Genomic DNA, 18,221 nt, shown 5'->3' on the forward strand with positions numbered 1-18,221 from the left:
GGCCCATTATTGAAATCCTATAAAAACCTCTATTGTATTTTCCTTTTTACAATGATGATGGGTTTTTCCCTTACTGCACAACAGCGGGACCTGGACAGTGGTAAAAAATATACTATAAACGATATTAAAGTTACCGGAGCGCAAAGCTTTAACGAGCAAACCGTCATCGCTTTTACCGGCCTTAAAAAAGGGGACCGTATATATATTCCCGGAGAAAAATTAAGCGCCGTTACCAAAAAACTGTGGGAACAGAACCTCTTTAGCGATATTGCTTTTTACGTAACCAACATAGATGGCGACAAAGCAGACCTGGAGCTGTATATTGTAGAACTTCCTAAATTAAATGAAGTTACCATAGAAGGCATCCGTAAAGGAAAGAAAAAAGACATCTTGAAGGAAAACAAGCTGGATCCTGGGACCAAGCTAACCAAGAACCTGCTTACGACCACCAAAAACAAGATAAGGAACAAGTTTAAAGAAGACGGGTACCTAAACGCCCAAGTAATCCTTAGCCAAACGCCCCATCTGGACTCTACCGGACAGGAAATTGCAAAAAACCTGAACATCACCATCGATAAAGGAGAACGGGTAAAAGTTTCCGATATCGATTTTGAAGGCAACGAACAGTTTTCCGATGGGAAACTGCGCAGGGCCATGAAAGAAACCAAACAAAAATTCTTTTTCAGGATATTCAAACGTTCCAAATACACCAAAGAGGGCTTCGAAAAAGACAAGGTTTCCATTATTGACAAATACAAAGCAAACGGATACCGCGATGCACGAATTATCGAGGACACCTTGATTATAAAAGACGATAAAAACGTGGCCTTGAACATCAAGGTGGAAGAAGGTGATAAATATTACTTCGGAAACATCCGTTTCATTGGCAATAGTGTTTACACAGACAGCCAATTGCGCCAAGTATTGGGTATTGAAAAAGGCGCAACCTACAATGGCGTGTTGCTGCAAGAACGTATTGCCGACGTGGAAGACCCCGAGGCACAAGACCTTACCAACCTGTACCAAAACAACGGATATCTATTTTCTAACATCAATCCTGTTGAAGTGGCTGTTCGCAACGACACAATCGATTTTGAAATACGCATTCGTGAAGGGAAACTTGCCTATTTTGATCATGTTACCGTTGTTGGGAACGACAAGACGAACGACCACGTGATCTACCGGGAACTCCGTACGCGACCTGGGCAAAAGTACAGCAAGCGCAATGTGGTTCGAACCATTCGCGAATTGGGGCAGCTGGGTTATTTCGACCCCGAACAACTTTCCCCAAACTTTAAGAACGTAGACCCAAACAGCGGTACCGTGGACTTGGAATACTCAGTAGTTGAAAAAGGTGCGAGCCAAATTGAACTGCAAGGCGGTTATGGTGGCGGTGGCTTTGTAGGGACCTTAGGCCTTTCCTTTAACAACTTTTCGCTTCGTAACATTTTCAACAAAGAAGCCTATAAGCCATTACCTATGGGCGACGGCCAAAAACTGTCGCTTCGGGCGCAGGCCAGTAGTTTTTATCAAACTTACAGCCTCTCCCTTACCGAACCATGGTTTGGCGGTAAAAAGCCGGTACAGTTGAGCACCTCATTTTCTCATACCGTGCAGTATTTTTACGACTACCGAAACCGCGATGTGGACAAAGACAGAAGGTTCTTGATCACCGGAGGTTCCGTAGGGATTGCGCAACGGTTGAAATGGCCAGACGACTTTTTTCAATTGTCGCAAGCCATCAGTTTTCAGCATTATAACCTAAAAAATTACAACACATCATTATTTACCTTTGGTGACGGATATTCCAATAACTTGGCCTATACCATTGGTCTTAGCCGAAATAACACCGCTACAAACCCTATTTACCCCGTAAGCGGTTCAGACTTTGGCATCACGGCAAAATTGACCGTTCCCTATTCGGCCTTTAACGGTGTTGATTATGGTGCCTTGGCAGACGAAAGAGCCACCTTGGCCGAAGTCCCCAACACCAGTTCAAATTTTAGGGCAGCACAAAACCGAATTGCCGACATAGACCAAGAACGCTTTAAATGGTTGGAATACTATAAAATTAAATTCAAAGGAAACTGGTACACCAACCTCATCGATAAACTCGTGCTGAAAACTGGTACCGAATTTGGGTTTTTGGGAGCTTACAACAAAGAAAGAGGCATCCCTCCCTTTGAGCGCTTTTTTGTAGGAGGCGATGGCTTGGGCTCTTTTAGCCTCGACGGCCGCGAAGTCATTCAACTTCGAGGATACGAAAACCAGTCGTTATCCGATCTAGACGGAAATACCATATTCAATAAATTTTCGTTAGAGTTACGGTACCCCGTTACTTTAAAGCAGATGGCTTCCATTTATGTTTTGGGTTTTGCTGAAGGAGGAAATGCCTTTAACGGTTTTAGGGATTATAACCCTTTTGAACTGAAACGTTCTGCTGGGCTAGGATTGCGTATCTTTATGCCGGCATTTGGGTTACTGGGAATCGATTTTGGATATGGATTTGACAACGAATTGGGCAGGATAGGCCCCAGCGGATGGTCAACGCACTTTATTCTTGGACAACAATTTTAATTTTGGCACGATATTTTCTTAAACAACAACCAAAGATCATGAAAACGAACAAGCTACTCTTTTTATCATTCATTTTTATAAGCTTGGGGTTCACCGCCCAAGCACAACGGGGAGCCCGGATTGGGTATATCGATATGGAATACATTCTTGAAAATGTTCCTGAATACCAAGAAGCCTCCACGCAATTGGAAGGAAAGGTGCAACGCTGGAAAAAAGACATCGAGAAAAAGAACAAAGAAGTTGAGCAAATGAAGCTTAACTTAAGCAACGAGCGTGTGCTGTTAACCCAAGAACTAATAGAAGAGCGGGAAGAAGAAATCAAGATTTTGGAAAATGAAATCATGGATTATCAGCAAGACCGTTTTGGCCCCAATGGCGACCTCATGATACAAAGACGGCAATTGGTGCAGCCCATTCAAGATCAGGTTTTTAATATTGTTCAGGAAATTGCCGAAAACAAAAAGTATGATTTTATCTTTGACAAATCTGCCGATGTGGTCATGCTTTTTGCAGCAGAACGCAACGACATAAGCGACGTGGTTTTACGGAGCATAAACCGAGCGGCAAAACGAGAAGAGGCAAAAACCAAGCGTGAAGAACGCGAAATAGAACGTAAGGAAGCTTTAAGCGCCGAAGAAGAAGGAGCCGTAACTGAGCGCGAGCAAGAAATAGAAGACCGAAAAAACGAACGTGAGAAAATGATGGAAGAGCGCAGGAGGCAACGCGACTCCATTCGGAATGCCAGAAAAGCCGAAATTGAAAAAAGAAGGGAACGCATTTTAAGGGAACGCCAAGCACGAATGGATTCTATAGAAAAAGCAAGAGAGCAAAAACGAAAAGAACGCAGCCAAAACAACGATTCTGGCAACGATGACAATCAAGAAGAATAAAACACACTATAAATCAATAACCCATAACACTTAAATTTAATACAATGAAACATCTAAAATCAGTACTAATAGCTTTAGCGATTTTTGTAGGAGCTACAAGTTTTGTAAATGCACAGACCAAAGTTGCCCATATAGACACGCAGGCCTTGGTTGAAGCAATGCCCGAAATGAAAGCGGCACAAAGCGAACTTGATAAAATACAGAAAACCTACGATACCGAGATCAAGGCGATGGCAAAAGAACTGCAGACCAAAATGACGCAGTACGACCAAGAGGCTGCCTCTAAAACCGATGAAGAAAACCAAAAACGTTTTGAAGAGGTTCAAGGCATGCAATCTAACATTCAAGCGTACCGTCAGCAGGCCATGCAAGATCTTCAAAAAAAGCAGGAAGACATTTTAAAGCCTGTGCTTGACAAAGCGCGCCAAGCCATTCAAAAAGTAGGACGTGCCCAAGGATTCCAATACGTAATGGACTCTACCACCGGCAGTGGTTTGTTATTGGCCGATGGAAAAGACCTTATGGCAGATGTTAAAAAAGAATTGGGAATCTAATCACGGTAAACTAGATTATTCCTAAATTTTTTAAAAACTGCCTGCAAAATTTGCAGGCAGTTTTTATTTTTACCTATATGAACAAAAACAGTCCCATTGGTATTTTCGATTCTGGTGTTGGCGGTTCTTCTATCTGGCAAGAAATCCATCGCCTGATGCCCTTGGAAAACACCATTTATCTGGCGGACAGCAAGAATGCCCCATACGGAAACAAAACACAAAGCGAAATTGTTTCGTTAAGCATAAAGAACACCGAAGCCCTTATCAGCATGGGATGCAAAACCATCGTGGTGGCTTGCAATACTGCGACCACCAATGCTATTGATGTATTGCGCTCCAGTTACAATCTCCCCATACTTGGCATTGAGCCGGCAATTAAACCCGCAGCCTTGCAAACAAAACACAAAAGCATTGGTATTTTGGCTACCAAAGGCACCTTGAGCAGTACGCTTTTTCATAAAACGGCCACAGCATTCACCAAAGAAATTTCAGTGGTCGAAATCGTGGGCGAAGGATTGGTCCCACTAATTGAAAACGGAGCACTTGAAACTGAAGAAATGACAACCCTGCTAAAAAAATACACCGCACCTATGATTGCTGCCAACATCGACTATCTGGTGTTGGGTTGTTCACACTACCCCTATCTTATTCCGCAGTTAAAAAAAATACTTCCTCAACACGTCACGATCATAGATTCAGGGCAAGCAGTGGCCAAGCAGACGCAAAACGTCCTGCAACAACGGCAGCTACTTATCGATAGCGACAACAAACCAACCCTTCAATTTTACACTAACAAGAATACAGGCACCTTAAAAAAACTATTGAACGCTTTTTCAGAAACTATAAGCGTTGAAAAAATGGACTTTTAAGCGCTTTTACATCGCAGTTCAGGATTGTTTCAAAAGGGGTCAAAATCTTTTCCATCAAAAGATTGTGGTTCGATCAACTCAATTTTGTTAAGGCCGCTTATTTAAGTAAAACATTGGTTTACTTTCCGTAATTTTGTAAAAAATATCGATATGTCCACATACACTATTTCCATAGAGCCCACAAACAACGACAGCATCGTAAAATTTGTGGCCAATTCATTTTTAACGCGTTCCAACAGTTACGAGTTCAAAAACATAGACGACGCCAAGCCCAGTCCCATTGCCCAGCAGTTGTTCTATCTTCCGTTTGTGAAGACTGTTTACATTTCGCAAAACTTCATTGCCATTGAAAAATTCGATATAGTAACCTGGGAAGATGTCCAGGATGAAGTTGCTGAAGCCATCACGGAATACCTGAACAGCGGCAAAGAAGTCGTTACCGCCACCGACACTCAAAAAAAGGTGCCCGTTACCGTATATGCCGAAAGCACCCCAAACCCTGCAGCCATGAAATTTGTGGCCAACAAACCTTTAGTTGATGGCACTTTTGAGTTTAAAAACATCGATGAGGCCGTAAACGCACCCTTGGCAAAAGCCCTTTTTGCGTTTCCCTTTGTAAAAGAAGTGTTCATCAGCGCCAACTATGTTTCAATACTAAAATACAATATGGCCGAATGGCAAGAGATATCCATGGAGCTTAGGGAGTTTATTCGAAAATACATTGAAGAAGGCAAACCCGTACTTAACGATGCCATTCTTCAAAAAGAAGAAGGATCTCAAGACGGAAATTCAGAAAATAACATTTCAGAAAAAGATTTGAAAGCCATTGACCGGGAAATCATTTCCATTCTCGATGAATATGTAAAACCTGCCGTGGCAAGCGATGGGGGCAATATTGCGTTCCAATCGTTCAATGAAGATACCAAGACCGTACGTGTGGTCCTGCAAGGAGCCTGCAGTGGCTGCCCGTCTTCTACGGTTACATTGAAAAACGGGATCGAAACTATGTTGAAAGACATGATGAACGGCCGGGTGCAAACCGTTGAAGCTATTAATGGATAAAACACCAATGATCTTTGCCATAATTATAACAAGGTTTTAACGATTATTTGAGAACGTAAACCGCTGTAAAACCGTAACTTGGAATTTGAACCTAAAAAACCAAAGATTATGGCAGTATTAAAAGTTATTGAAGTATTGGCAAACTCCAATGAAAGTTGGGAAGATGCTACCCGAAAAGCGGTAAAGCATGCCAGTAAAACCGTAAAAAACATTAAATCGGTTTATGTTAACGAACAAAGTTGCACGGTAAATGGAGATGATGTCAATCAGTTCCGTGTAAACGTCAAAATTACTTTTGAAGTAAGTTAACCTACTTTTCATAAAATAAAACAATACGCTTTTGAATACCATCAAGAGCGTATTTTGTTTTTCTGAAACCCCTCCTTAAATTCAATAAAGGCTTGAAACCAAAAGACAACGAACTACATAACGAAACCAGCCCTTACCTGTTGCAACACGCGGGCAATCCCGTGCATTGGAAAGCTTGGAACAAAAAAACGCTCACGACGGCCAAGGCCGAAGGTAAATTGATGATCGTGAGCATTGGGTATGCGGCCTGTCACTGGTGCCATGTAATGGAGCACGAAAGCTTTGAAGACCAAACAGTGGCCGATGTTATGAACAAAGATTACATATCGGTTAAAGTAGATCGGGAAGAACGCCCCGATATTGACCAGATTTACATAAACGCCGTACAGTTAATGACCGGTCATGCAGGATGGCCTCTAAATGTAATTACCTTGCCCGACGGCCGTCCGGTTTGGGGTGGCACCTATTTTAAAAAACAACAATGGGTTGATGCCTTGCAGCAAATTCAACAAGTATATAAAGCATCGCCCGAAAAATTGGAGGAATACGCCTCAAGACTTGAAGATGGCGTTAAAAACATGGATCTGGTGCAATTGAATACCGATGAAGCCGATTTTTCTAGCTTTGACATGACAAGCTTAATTGAAAAATGGAGCCGAAACTTTGACCAAGACTATGGCGGTTACAAACAGGCGCCCAAATTCATGATGCCCAACAACTACCTTTTTTTGTTGCGATATGCAGTTCAAAACAACGACAAATCTTTTTTGGAATACGTAGATAAAACCCTGACCAAAATGGCGTACGGCGGGATTTACGATGCTGTAGGCGGTGGATTTTCCCGGTACAGTGTAGACGGGAAATGGCACGTGCCCCACTTTGAAAAAATGCTCTACGACAATGCCCAGTTGGTAAGTTTATACAGCAAGGCGTACGCTCACTCCAAAAAACCCTTGTATAAAGAAGTGGTAGAAGAGACCTTGCAATTTGTTTCAGAAACCTTAACCAACGATGAAGGTGCTTTTTATTCTTCCTTGGATGCCGACAGCGAAACCAATTCTGGAAAGCTGGAAGAAGGGGCCTATTATGTGTATGCCAAAGAGGAATTACAGAATCTTTTAAAGGAAGATTTCAATATCTTTCAAGCATATTACAACATCAATGACTTCGGAAAATGGGAAGATTGCAAATATGTACTTATCCGAAACAATACAGATGCAGAAGTTGCTGAAACCTTTTCAATTTCAGAAGAAACACTTCGGAAAAAAAAGGAGAACTGGAAACAAATTTTGTTGAATCACCGAAACAAACGCCCCAAACCCCGTCTAGACGACAAAACGCTCACCTCTTGGAACGGCTTGATGTTAAAGGGCTATGTAGATGCGTACAAAACGTTTCAAAAGCAAGAATACCTTGACGCTGCGTTGCGAAATGCCAAATTTATAACTGCACGGCAATTACAGGATGACGGTGCGCTGTTCCATAATTATAAAAACGGAAACAGCACTATAAATGGTTATTTAGAGGATTACGCTGCTGTAATTGAAGCCTTTATTGCTTTGTATCAAGTAACCTTGGACGAAAATTGGTTAGATCGCTCAAAAAAGATGGCAGATTATGCGTTTCGCTATTTTTTTGATGACAAAACACAGCTATTTTACTTCACTTCAACTAAAGATGACAAGCTCATGACCCGTTTGTTCGAGTATCGGGACAACGTAATTCCTGCTTCAAACTCTATGATGGCAAAAAACCTATTTAAACTATCACGTTATTACAATGATACACGATATGCCACAACAGCAAAACAAATGCTGAACAACATTTTAGGAGAAATAACGACCTATCCTATAGGGTTCTCCAATTGGCTGGATTTACTAGAAAATTACCGGTCAAAATTTTATGAAGTGGTCATCGTGGGCGAAGCGGCTACAGAAAAGACAAAGGAATTAACCAAAACATACCTGCCCAACGCCTTAGTTGCCGGCAGCACAAAAAAATCAAGCCTGTTTTTAATGCAGGACAGGTTTGTAAAAGATGAAACATTGGTTTACGTTTGCATGGACAACACGTGCAACACGCCTGTTTCAGAAATAAAAAAAGCTATCAATACAATTAAAAAAAATTAAAAGTATATGGACAAATTGAATGACTGGGAAACTTACGCAAAAGAATACGGACAAAAACTGATCGATTTTTTACCTACGTTGATAGGGGCAATCGTCATGTTGATCATTGGTTTGTGGGTGATAAAAATCATCAACAAATTTGTACGCAAGTTTTTTGATAAAAAAGAATACGACGAAACCCTTGAAAACTTTGTGGCCAGTTTAATCGATTGGGGGTTGAAAATACTGCTTTTTGTACTGGTCATTACGCAATTGGGCGTAGAATCTGCCTCGCTGGTCGCCGTTATTGGTGCCGCTGGTTTGGCCATTGGTTTGGCTTTGCAGGGTTCGCTGGCCAATTTTGCCGGAGGGGTATTGATTCTATTGATAAAACCTTTTAGGGTTGGCGATTGGATTTCGGCCCAAGGTGTGGAAGGGACTGTCAAGGAAATTTCTATTTTCAATACGCGCATCTTGACTTTTGGCAACCAAGAAGCGATTGTACCCAACGGAAAACTGTCTAACGACAACATTGTAAACTACTCTTCTCAAGGAATTAGACGGGCCGCATTAACTTTTGGCATAGGTTATGATGATAATATCAAGGAAGCTAAGGAAATTTTGCTTAATTTGGTAAACGAACAAGAAACTGTTATACAAGATGAAGATAAACAACCGATGATTGTTGTAGGCGATTTGGGCGACAGTTCGGTCAATCTCTCCTTGCGCTATTGGGCCAAAAACGAAGATTTTTGGGGAATAAAATGGCACACCCTTGAAGAAGGAAAAGCACGCTTGGAGGCCGCTGGAATAAGCATTCCGTTTCCACAACGCGATGTGCATCACTTCAATTTAGACAGTCTCCAAATAAAAAGAAAGTAATTAATTTAATCACAATGAATGATGTTTAAAAAGATATCCATACTCATACTTATATTATTTATAAACGGCTCGCCCTTGTTTGCTCAAAAATACAAAGGCTATTTTGAGAGTGTCGTGGAATTTTACACTAGGGATTTAGATGATTATGCTTCTAACAATTCGATTAAAAGGTTATCACAAGAGGATTTGAAAAGAATTGAAGGTTCACCTTATGTAAACAAATTATTTATACCTGGCAACTTGTATAAAAAAGACAGTTTAATTGCGACGCAAGTGCCAATGCGATATAATATCCTTTCAGATCAAATAGAGCTGAAAGACCCTAAATCAAATTCACCCGAGCCACAAGCTGCATTGTTGAAAAATGCAGACTTAACCGTGCAAATTTACGATAGCAATTATCGTTACCGTGACGATTTTATTTCAGAAAAAGGCGTGCCCGGTTCATATTTTGAGGTGGTTTGGGAAGGTAAACACAATAGCCTCTACAAAAAAATGGAAGTTACCTATCACCCTCCTTTCAAGGCAAAAACTACTTTTGACAACGATCGCCCTGCTGAGTTTACACAAAATGAGACTTTTTATTTGGTCAATAACAAAGGTAAATTTACAGAACTGCCTACGAGAAAATCGGCTTTGTACAAAGTATTGGGAGATAAGAAAAAAGAAGTTAAAAATTACGTTAAAAAAAACGACCTCGACACAGACAAGGAAAGGGATTTGGCTAGATTGATCGCCTATTACAATTCGTTATTGTAAACTCATTGCAACCTTATCCCGCAATAAAATCCTTTAAATAATACGGTTCAAAATAAGCGACATCTTCAAAGTCGCTTTTTTTGAACTTTTTTTCTGAAAGTTCGGCCATTTGTTTTGCTGAAGGAAGTTTGTCTTCCACAAAAACAGCATTGGGATGTTGGCAAATTGCTTTAAACTTTGAAACCCCATCGCCTATAAATACGGTTTTTCCCTTTTTTAAATAATCTGAAAAGGAATCTTCTGTTAAGATTTCTGCTTTTGTCTCCCTAATTTTATCCTGCCTGTCGTTAGGCATGGCTTCAGAAGAAAACACCGCCGAATACACTTCCATTCTTCGTGCATCAAGAAGCGGAACGACATACGCATTCGTTTCTTTCACCTGAAGCGAAAGAGATTGTAAAGTAGCTATAGAGATTAAAGGGATGTCTAAGGCAAAACACAACCCTTTAGCGGCAGAAACGCCTATCCTTAACCCCGTATAAGAGCCCGGGCCTTTGCTCACCGCTATAGCATCCAGTTTATCTTCGGAAAGATCTCCAGATTTTAACACTTCTTCTATATACCCATGCAGTTTTTCGGCATGCGAATACCCTTTTTGCGAACCGTCTGGATTGTCTTCTTTAAAAGCAACAACGCTTCCGTTTACCGAAAGCGCTACCGAACAATTAGTCGTTGCTGTTTCTATGCACAATATGGCTGCCATACTACTCTTTGTTGCGTTTTTCTTTTTCGCTCACTTCAACTTTATCTCCGTTTTTCAAGGAGCGTGTAACGGTGGTGTAGGGTCCGGTTATTATTGTTTCGCCTTCGGACAAGCCTTTGGTGATTTCAATGTTGCTGTCATCTTGAATTCCGGTGGAAACGACCCTTAATTTTGCCTCCTCCCCATCTTTTACGAAAACACACTCAAACCGTTGATCGGTTTCGGTGGTTGTTTCTTTTATTTTTTTCTTTTTGGTTACGGCCGTATCGCTTTTTATCACAATGGCACTAATGGGCACACCAATTACATTGTTTTTCCTATTGGTAATAATATCTACCGTTGCGGTCATCCCAGGACGAAAAGGCGAATAACTTTCAGGTTTACCTTGGGTTAAATCGGCGTACGAGCTTGGTAAAATACGCACCTTTACCTTAAAATTGGTTACCTGGTCTGCACTTAAAGCCGTTTCTGGCGAGTTGGCTATTTCGGTCACCACACCTTTAAATTCTCTTTTTAAATAGGCATCTACTTCCACATTGGTCGAGTCGCCCAAGGATACTTTAACAATATCGTTTTCATTTACATCTACTTCAACCTCCATATTGCTCAAGTTGGCCACGCGCATGATTTCGGTACCGGCCATTTGCGCCGTTCCCACCACACGCTCGCCCAATTCGGCGCTCAGTTTTGAAATGGTGCCGCTCATTGGCGCATAAATTGAAGTTCGGGATAAATTATCCCTAGATTGTTTTACACTGGCCGCAGCGCTTTGCACACTGTAATAGGCCGCTTCTTTGTTGGCTTTGGCTACTTCGTAATCTGCAATGGACCGATCCCATTCAGATTTTGAGATAACGCCTTTTTCAAAAAGCGTTTTGTTTCGGTTGTAGGTTGCTTCAGCGTTTTTTAAACTTGCTTGTGCTTGCGAGAGTTGCGCCCGCATATTTTGCAAACTGGCCTGCGACTGGCTTAGAGCAGATTGTATTAAATCGGGGTTTATTTTCACCAACAACTCCCCTTTTTCCACTTGTTGACCTTCTTTTACTGGAAGTTCAATGATTTCCCCGGAAACTTCAGATGATAAACTAACTTCTACCTCTGGTTGTATTTTACCTGTGGCGGCAACGGTTTCGGTAATATCGATGGGTTCTACTTGGGTAATTTCAACTTGTTTATAATTACCCGATTTACCAAACCATCCCGCTTTTTTCCCCACTATCAACAAAATAATGAGCAATACGGCAATGACAACGATCCAGATGATGGTTTTTTTCTTCATGGTTAGAATTTTAGTTCGGTGGGCGAAATGCCAAAATACAGTTCCAATACTTTCAGTTTAAAAATATAATCGTATTTGGCACGGTTTACTTCTATTCGGGCATTGTCGTACCGAAGTTTTGATTGGCTAAAATCGAACGCATTGGTTAAGCCTACATCATACCGGTCTTTTGCATAGTCGTAGGCCAATTCTTGAGATTCCAATGCAACCAACGCCGCTTCATAAGCTTTTAATGCCCCTTTGGCATCAACGTAGGCTTGGTACACATTAGACTCCAAGTCTAACTTCGCTTGTTCTAATTGATACTTGTTGCGTTTCAGGTTAATTTTACTCCTATTTACAGAACTTCTGGTTGCAAAGCCATTCAAAATAGGCACATTAAGTTGTAAACCATACCCAATACCATCGTTTTGGTACAATTGGTCGGTAAAAGCCCTGTCTAAAAAATCATTATCGGAGTATCGGGTGTTGTAACTGAAAAATGCCGATAGCGTTGGGTAATACGCCCCACGTGCCATTTGAAGGTCTTTTTTGGCCAACTCTACATTTTTTTGGGCTATTTTAACCTCGTTTCGGTTTTCTTCGGCAGCAGTGATGACTTCCTGCACCGGTTTTTCAATAATTTCGTCCCCTATAATATTGTAGCCTTCATCGGCAATATCGAAAGTCGCGTAATCCTCAATCAATAATAGCTGTGCCAGATTTATCAATGATATGGTCACGGCATTTTCATTTTGGGCTATTCGTTGTTTTTCGCCAGCGTCGGTGGCCTGTATTTCCAATAGATCGCCTCTTGGCAAAGTTCCGGCATCGACCAAGTTATTGGTGCGCTCAATTTGTTGCAGGGTCACTTCGTTTTGTGCCCTGGCCACCTCCAAGTTGGCTTTGTTGAGCAATACTTGTAAATACGCATTTGCCACAGCCAAGGAAATATCGTCCTTCATTTTATCCAAGCGATATTGGCTGGCTAATTTTGAAAGTTTGGCCCGTTGCAGCTCGCGTACATTTCGCAGTCCATCAAACAAAGTCAAACTTGAATTGAAGCCTGTGGTAAATGAAGAGAACGTTTCATTTTCAAAGGCATTGGTCACTGGGTTAATGTTAGCACCCGTATTGGTTGAATAGGAAGCGCTTCCGTTTAAACTGGGTACAAAATTACCTATCGCCTGAAGCTTATCGGCATCGGTAACCTCAACGTCCAATTGGCTCTGCTTAATCGATATGTTGTTTTCTAGCGCATAGGCTACACATTCGGTCAAGGTCCACTCTTTGTTGTCTTGGGCTTGTGCGGTAAATGCCATGGCAAGCAGTAATACTAAAACCGGTATTCTTTTCATAATAGATTGTAGTTGATACATGTGTCTTTAGTTTCTTGAAAGTGTTACGTTTTCCTTTGTGAAAATTTTAGTTTCCTTATCCGCGTCCGGCAGATTTGGCTGGTTTTATCTGGTTCCACACTTTTATTTTGTCGTCTTTGCCAACACCGCTCAACACTTCTACCTTAATGCCATCGCTTACGCCCAACTCGACATCTTTGCGTGTAAACTCTTGGTCGCCTGTTTCCACTTCTACAAAAGGTTTTTGGGTTTTAGGGTCGTATTGCACCAAGGCTTCATTAATGGCCATCACACTATCGGCACGTGCCAATATAATGGAAGCGTTGGCACTTAGCCCAGCCCGTATAAATGTTGTGGTATCAATTTTCTTTAAAGATCCTTTAATTTCAAACTGAATGGCACCGTTCTCATCCACCCCTTTAGGGGCAATGTAATCCAGCACAGCATCGAATTTTTGGTTTTCGATAGCCCCGACGGTAATTTCCAACGGAAGCCCTTCCTTGATTTTGCCCACTTCGCTTTCATCCACTTTTCCTTCAAAAATCATCTTCTCCACATCGGCCAAGGTGGCAATGGTGGTACCGTCGTTAAAGTTATTGGCCTCGATTACCTGGTTTCCTGTTTTCACGGGAACATCGAGCACCATTCCTGAAACCGTCGCCTTGATTTCAGTATTTGCCGAAGCGCCCAATCCGCTGGTGGTTCCTGTTTTTATGATGTCGTAATTTTGGCGGGCTCCCGTTAAATTTACCTGTTCTTGCTTGTAACGTTGTTGCGCTTGGTTGTAGGACAGTTGTGCGTTATCGAACTCATTGGCCGAGATAACACCTTTTTCAAACAGTTCTTTTTGGCGGTCGTAGATGCTTTTTTGGTTCTCAAAAGCCAATCGGGCCGTTTCCACTTGCGTACGGGCGGCATTGATGTTGTTTTTTGCGCTGGTTAAAGACGAAACGTTAGGCACTACTTTAACCTTTGCTATTAAATCGCCCCGCTCTACGATATTTCCTGCCTCCACGAAAATTTCATCTATAATTCCTGAAATGTTCGGTTTGATCAATACTTCTTCTTTGGGGACGATACTCCCGGTGGCAACCGTTTTTTTAATAATGGTATCGGTTGTTGGAGTTTGTGTTTTATAGACTATGGGGTCTTCTGCATTTTTTTTCCACAGCCAAAACATGGCTACGGAAAATAGCAGTACAATACCCACGAGAATTACTATAGTTCCTGTTCTTTTCATTTTGAATGCCGGCGGAAACCGGTATTTTAAAGGTTAAACGTTTATTTATTCAGTCCGCAGTGCATCTACGGGTTTTACTTTTATTGCATTTTGTGCAGGGATCAACCCAGCCAATAATCCGGAAACGATCAAGATCAACAAAGCGATCAAGACCACCCCAATATTTACTGATGGGTTTAAGAACATCATGTCGCTGGTGTCCATTCCTTCCATAAAATAATTGACCAACGCCAATACGCCCGAAGCCAAAACAATACCGGCCATTCCTGAAATAATGGTCAAGAATATCGATTCCAACAGGACTTGAGCACGTATGCTCCAAGGCGTTGCGCCTAATGCCCGGCGAATGCCAATTTCTTTGGTACGCTCTTTTACTACGATCAACATAATGTTGCTGATGCCGATAATCCCTGAAAGCAACACCAATATCCCTACAAAATAGGCGACAAAATTCAAGGCAACGAAGAGCCCGTTTATTTTGCTGTACTCTTCATATAAATCAAAACTGCCCACTGCACGGTCATCTTCTGGATGTATGGAATGACGGGATTTAACCACATCGAACACTTGGTCTTTCAATTTAGTAATAGACGAGCCGTCTTGTGCGGTAATAGCCATCCAGCCCACGCGTTCCCCCATATTAAATGCTTGTGAAAATGAGGTAAATGGTACATAAATTTCCTTTTGGGCTTCTTCAGCATCTCCGCCACCGTTGGATTTCTTTTTGTAAGTGCCAATGACCATAAAATTCACCCCATTGATCTTAATGTAGGTGCCAATAGGCTGCTCGCCTGGATCGTACAAGCCTGTTTTTACCGATTCTCCAATGATGGCCACTTTTCGCTTGTCATTAATATCAGCATAGTTTATGAACCGCCCAGAGGTTATGTCCATAGGTTGTTGTTTGATGATTTCGGGATAATCGCCGTACACGTTATAGGCCCCTGTTTTCAATCCGCGGGTAACGTTGTTGGCGCCCCTAAAACCACCCAATTGATTTCTGGGAGACACAAAGCGCAAGTTGGGTACGTTTTGTTTTATAGCATCCACATCGCCTATTTTGAAATTGTACCTGCGGCCCTTTGGCAACCCTTTGTAAGGTTTTGAAGCCGTTTGCGCCCACATAAACATAGAATTGGTCGCCATACCGCTAAATCCTTGCTTTACGCCATTTTCCAGCCCATTGCCGGCAGCCAATAAGATAACGAGGATGAAGATGCCCCATAACACACCAAACGCTGTCAAAAGCGTTCTGAACCAATTTGAACTCAGTGCTTGTATTATTTCGCTCCAACTGTCCCTACTGAATATCTTACTCATCACGCAATGCTACTATGGGTTTAATGTTTGAGGCTCTATAGGCAGGGAAAAATCCGGCAACAGCTCCTGCAACCACCAAAATGATGACCGTGGTGACGGCGACGCCAAAATCAACCGATGGATTACTAATAAAATTGGTTTCTATTAACGGACCTACAAATTCTATTAAAAGAAGGCCAAAAATAAGTCCGATAAACCCTGCAATAGCCGTTACAAAGACCGATTCGTGCAAAATCATCCCTATAATCGACAACGGCTGGGCACCAATGGCTTTTCTAATGCCTATTTCCTTGGTACGCTCTTTTACAATGATGAGCATAATGTTGCTCACGCCCACTACACCTGCAATGATGGTACAAATACCGACGCCCCAAAAGAACCACCGAATCATATCCATAAGGTCGTAAAAACGTTTTGCATTTTCAAGGGAGTTGTTGACGTTAATGGCACGCTCATCGGTCGGGGCCACAGTGTGACGGGTTTTAAGATCGTTTTCCAGTTGTTGGGAAAATGCCTCGGAAGCAGCCACCGCATCTTCAAAATTCTCTTCCGGCTTTAATGTAAAAACCAACGAACGCAACTTGTCGCCCGCATTAAACACCCGTTGCGCGGTAGTCAACGGAATAAACATGCGCGTTTCTTCCCGTTCACCCCCTGGATCTGTGTAGATGCCCACTATTTTAAATTTCACTCCCGCCATGGTTAGGTACTCTCCTATGGCATTTTTTCCTTTAAAAAGATCTTGATAAACGCGGTTTCCCAACACGGTTACCTTTTCATACCCTTCCAGGTCACTTTGATTAATGTACCGCCCCGCAACAAGGGATTCATTTTCCAAAAATTGATAATCGCCACGAACGCCTTCCACCCGGTAGGACCCTGTTTCACCTTTGTAGGAAGTCATTACCCCCCAATTGCTGTAAACCCCCGATTTGTATTCCAGTTTATCACGGTTTTTGGCCTCGGCCAACGCATAATCTTGGTTGTCCAGCTGTATCCTGCGACCGGGGTTCATGCCTTTGTATTCTTCTGAAGTTACATTGGCCCAAACCGATATCCTGTTTGCGGCATCGTTTTCAAATTCCGATGATATACCGTTTTGCATGCCTTGCCCAATGGCCAGAAGGATGACCAATATAAAAATACCCGAAGCTACGGAAAGCCCCGTTAAAAAAGTTCGTAATTTGTTTTTACGGATGGTTTCAAATATTTCTTGCCAGCGCTCTAAGTTAAACATGGGCCAATGCTTTTTTCATGGCGTCTTTTGCCCGAACTTGTTTCACTTCGGAATCATCTAAAATAATTCCATCTTGTAGGTTTACGATCCGTTTGGTCATATGGGCGATATCGTCCTCGTGGGTAACGACCAAAATGGTCTTGCCTTCATCGTTAATGCCTTGAATCAACTCCATCACTTCGTAAGAGGTCTTGGTGTCCAACGCCCCAGTGGGTTCATCGGCCAACAGCACCTTAGGGTCGCTGGCCAAAGCACGGGCAATGGCCACCCGTTGTTTTTGACCTCCGGAAAGCTCATTGGGCAAATGATCTGCCCAATTGGCCAAGCCTACTTTTTCCAGGTAATGCATCGCTTTTTCGGTGCGTACATTTCGGTTTACCCCTTGATAATACAAAGGCATAGCAACATTATCGAGGGCCGATTTGTAATTAATAAGGTTAAACGACTGAAATATAAAACCAAGGAACTTGTTTCTGTACTTTGCGGCCACCCGTTCATTGAGGTTTTTAATTTCGGTCCCGTCCAAATGATAGGTCCCTTCGTCGGCCTCATCCAAAATGCCCAAAATATTGAGAAGGGTAGATTTGCCTGACCCCGAAGACCCCATAATGGAAACCATTTCGCCTTCAGAAACCGTGAAATTGATTCCTTTTAAAACGTGAAGCGAGTTGTTACCGGTACGGTACGACTTGTGTAAATCCTTGATTTCTATCATAATGGAAAAATAAAGCACAAAGTAACACCTTTAAGGGCATTATTTGTAAAATTCTTGTTAAGACTTTCAGGCTTTGCCGGCAGGAGTCTATGTAGTAAGACTGTTTTAAAACTTTTTTGTTACACGCCCAAATGTGAAGATAATGTTAATGTTGGGTTTCTTTGGCATTTTTACGCATTCTATAAATTGCGTAGCCAATGCCGCCAATTAACAGGTAGGGAAATATCATAAGGTACACAATACCATTGTTAATGCCTTTGGCTGCTCCACCTCCATCTTCGTTTTCTAAAACAGCACGGCACATAGCACATTGGGCATCGGCCGGAAGGCTCACAAAAAACAACAACAGAATGAAGATGATTAATTTGGTTTTCATAAAC

General features: G+C 42.0%; 17 protein-coding genes. 9 read left to right on the forward strand and 8 right to left on the reverse strand.

Annotation, left to right across the window (positions count from 1 at the left end):
• Positions 1-54: 54 nt before the first annotated feature.
• The 9 genes from bamA to DDV96_RS01695 all read left to right on the forward strand — a co-directional run bounded on the left by bamA (position 55) and on the right by DDV96_RS01695 (position 10,010).
• A complete protein-coding gene (bamA, locus tag DDV96_RS01655; protein WP_206073995.1) occupies positions 55-2,577 on the forward strand; it encodes an outer membrane protein assembly factor BamA in 2,523 nt (840 codons plus the stop codon).
• A gap of 38 nt (positions 2,578-2,615) precedes the next feature.
• Entirely contained in the window at positions 2,616-3,467 is an 852-nt protein-coding gene (locus DDV96_RS01660) for an OmpH family outer membrane protein (protein WP_116692994.1), read from the forward strand.
• A 44-nt stretch (positions 3,468-3,511) separates the two neighbouring features.
• On the forward strand, positions 3,512-4,021 hold the full coding sequence (locus DDV96_RS01665; RefSeq protein ID WP_116692995.1) for an OmpH family outer membrane protein: 510 nt from the start codon (positions 3,512-3,514) through the stop codon (positions 4,019-4,021).
• 77 nt (positions 4,022-4,098) lie between these two features.
• Positions 4,099-4,890 (forward strand): glutamate racemase, encoded by a 792-nt coding sequence (murI, locus tag DDV96_RS01670; protein WP_116693190.1) that lies wholly within the window; start codon positions 4,099-4,101, stop codon positions 4,888-4,890.
• 150 nt (positions 4,891-5,040) lie between these two features.
• Positions 5,041-5,952: a NifU family protein gene (locus DDV96_RS01675; protein ID WP_116692996.1), complete on the forward strand. Its 912-nt coding sequence runs from the start codon at positions 5,041-5,043 to the stop codon at positions 5,950-5,952.
• A gap of 108 nt (positions 5,953-6,060) precedes the next feature.
• Positions 6,061-6,261: a dodecin family protein gene (locus DDV96_RS01680; protein ID WP_116693191.1), complete on the forward strand. Its 201-nt coding sequence runs from the start codon at positions 6,061-6,063 to the stop codon at positions 6,259-6,261.
• Positions 6,262-6,353: 92 nt separating this feature from the next.
• Positions 6,354-8,390, forward strand: a complete 2,037-nt coding sequence (locus DDV96_RS01685; RefSeq protein WP_240607654.1) for a thioredoxin domain-containing protein — start codon at positions 6,354-6,356, stop codon at positions 8,388-8,390.
• A 6-nt stretch (positions 8,391-8,396) separates the two neighbouring features.
• Positions 8,397-9,251: a mechanosensitive ion channel family protein gene (locus tag DDV96_RS01690; RefSeq protein ID WP_116692998.1), complete on the forward strand. Its 855-nt coding sequence runs from the start codon at positions 8,397-8,399 to the stop codon at positions 9,249-9,251.
• A gap of 18 nt (positions 9,252-9,269) precedes the next feature.
• Positions 9,270-10,010: a hypothetical protein gene (locus tag DDV96_RS01695; RefSeq protein WP_116692999.1), complete on the forward strand. Its 741-nt coding sequence runs from the start codon at positions 9,270-9,272 to the stop codon at positions 10,008-10,010.
• Positions 10,011-10,023: 13 nt separating this feature from the next.
• Here DDV96_RS01695 and tsaB read toward each other — a convergent pair whose 3' ends face one another.
• From tsaB to DDV96_RS01735, 8 genes are all read right to left on the reverse strand, one after another.
• Positions 10,024-10,713: a tRNA (adenosine(37)-N6)-threonylcarbamoyltransferase complex dimerization subunit type 1 TsaB gene (tsaB, locus tag DDV96_RS01700; protein ID WP_116693000.1), complete on the reverse strand. Its 690-nt coding sequence runs from the start codon at positions 10,711-10,713 to the stop codon at positions 10,024-10,026.
• A gap of 1 nt (position 10,714) precedes the next feature.
• Entirely contained in the window at positions 10,715-11,992 is a 1,278-nt protein-coding gene (locus DDV96_RS01705) for an efflux RND transporter periplasmic adaptor subunit (RefSeq protein WP_116693001.1), read from the reverse strand.
• Between the two features lie 2 nt (positions 11,993-11,994).
• A complete protein-coding gene (locus DDV96_RS01710; RefSeq protein ID WP_116693192.1) occupies positions 11,995-13,329 on the reverse strand; it encodes a TolC family protein in 1,335 nt (444 codons plus the stop codon).
• 76 nt (positions 13,330-13,405) lie between these two features.
• Positions 13,406-14,569 (reverse strand): efflux RND transporter periplasmic adaptor subunit, encoded by a 1,164-nt coding sequence (locus DDV96_RS01715; protein ID WP_116693002.1) that lies wholly within the window; start codon positions 14,567-14,569, stop codon positions 13,406-13,408.
• Between the two features lie 45 nt (positions 14,570-14,614).
• Positions 14,615-15,880: an ABC transporter permease gene (locus DDV96_RS01720; RefSeq protein WP_116693193.1), complete on the reverse strand. Its 1,266-nt coding sequence runs from the start codon at positions 15,878-15,880 to the stop codon at positions 14,615-14,617.
• Between the two features lies 1 nt (position 15,881).
• Positions 15,882-17,126: an ABC transporter permease gene (locus tag DDV96_RS01725; protein ID WP_116693003.1), complete on the reverse strand. Its 1,245-nt coding sequence runs from the start codon at positions 17,124-17,126 to the stop codon at positions 15,882-15,884.
• Positions 17,119-17,841 (reverse strand): ABC transporter ATP-binding protein, encoded by a 723-nt coding sequence (locus DDV96_RS01730; protein WP_116693004.1) that lies wholly within the window; start codon positions 17,839-17,841, stop codon positions 17,119-17,121. The genes DDV96_RS01725 and DDV96_RS01730 overlap by 8 nt, the downstream gene beginning before the upstream one ends.
• 145 nt (positions 17,842-17,986) lie before the next feature.
• Complete coding sequence (locus DDV96_RS01735) at positions 17,987-18,217, reverse strand: hypothetical protein (RefSeq protein WP_116693005.1); 231 nt, start codon at positions 18,215-18,217, stop codon at positions 17,987-17,989.
• Positions 18,218-18,221: the final 4 nt, after the last annotated feature.

This window comes from Marixanthomonas spongiae (assembly GCF_003095375.1).
GTDB lineage: Bacteria > Bacteroidota > Bacteroidia > Flavobacteriales > Flavobacteriaceae > Marixanthomonas > Marixanthomonas spongiae.

Coding starts and splice junctions, on each gene's coding strand:
- DDV96_RS01660 (WP_116692994.1), top strand. CDS start 2,616: ATGAAAACGAACAAGCTACTCTTTTTATCATTCATTTTTATAAGCTTG.
- DDV96_RS01675 (WP_116692996.1), top strand. CDS start 5,041: ATGTCCACATACACTATTTCCATAGAGCCCACAAACAACGACAGCATC.
- bamA (WP_206073995.1), top strand. CDS start 55: ATGATGGGTTTTTCCCTTACTGCACAACAGCGGGACCTGGACAGTGGT.
- DDV96_RS01690 (WP_116692998.1), top strand. CDS start 8,397: ATGGACAAATTGAATGACTGGGAAACTTACGCAAAAGAATACGGACAA.
- murI (WP_116693190.1), top strand. CDS start 4,099: ATGAACAAAAACAGTCCCATTGGTATTTTCGATTCTGGTGTTGGCGGT.
- DDV96_RS01695 (WP_116692999.1), top strand. CDS start 9,270: ATGATGTTTAAAAAGATATCCATACTCATACTTATATTATTTATAAAC.
- DDV96_RS01730 (WP_116693004.1), bottom strand. CDS start 17,841: ATGATAGAAATCAAGGATTTACACAAGTCGTACCGTACCGGTAACAAC.
- DDV96_RS01715 (WP_116693002.1), bottom strand. CDS start 14,569: ATGAAAAGAACAGGAACTATAGTAATTCTCGTGGGTATTGTACTGCTA.
- DDV96_RS01725 (WP_116693003.1), bottom strand. CDS start 17,126: ATGTTTAACTTAGAGCGCTGGCAAGAAATATTTGAAACCATCCGTAAA.
- tsaB (WP_116693000.1), bottom strand. CDS start 10,713: ATGGCAGCCATATTGTGCATAGAAACAGCAACGACTAATTGTTCGGTA.
- DDV96_RS01680 (WP_116693191.1), top strand. CDS start 6,061: ATGGCAGTATTAAAAGTTATTGAAGTATTGGCAAACTCCAATGAAAGT.
- DDV96_RS01705 (WP_116693001.1), bottom strand. CDS start 11,992: ATGAAGAAAAAAACCATCATCTGGATCGTTGTCATTGCCGTATTGCTC.
- DDV96_RS01710 (WP_116693192.1), bottom strand. CDS start 13,329: ATGAAAAGAATACCGGTTTTAGTATTACTGCTTGCCATGGCATTTACC.
- DDV96_RS01735 (WP_116693005.1), bottom strand. CDS start 18,217: ATGAAAACCAAATTAATCATCTTCATTCTGTTGTTGTTTTTTGTGAGC.
- DDV96_RS01665 (WP_116692995.1), top strand. CDS start 3,512: ATGAAACATCTAAAATCAGTACTAATAGCTTTAGCGATTTTTGTAGGA.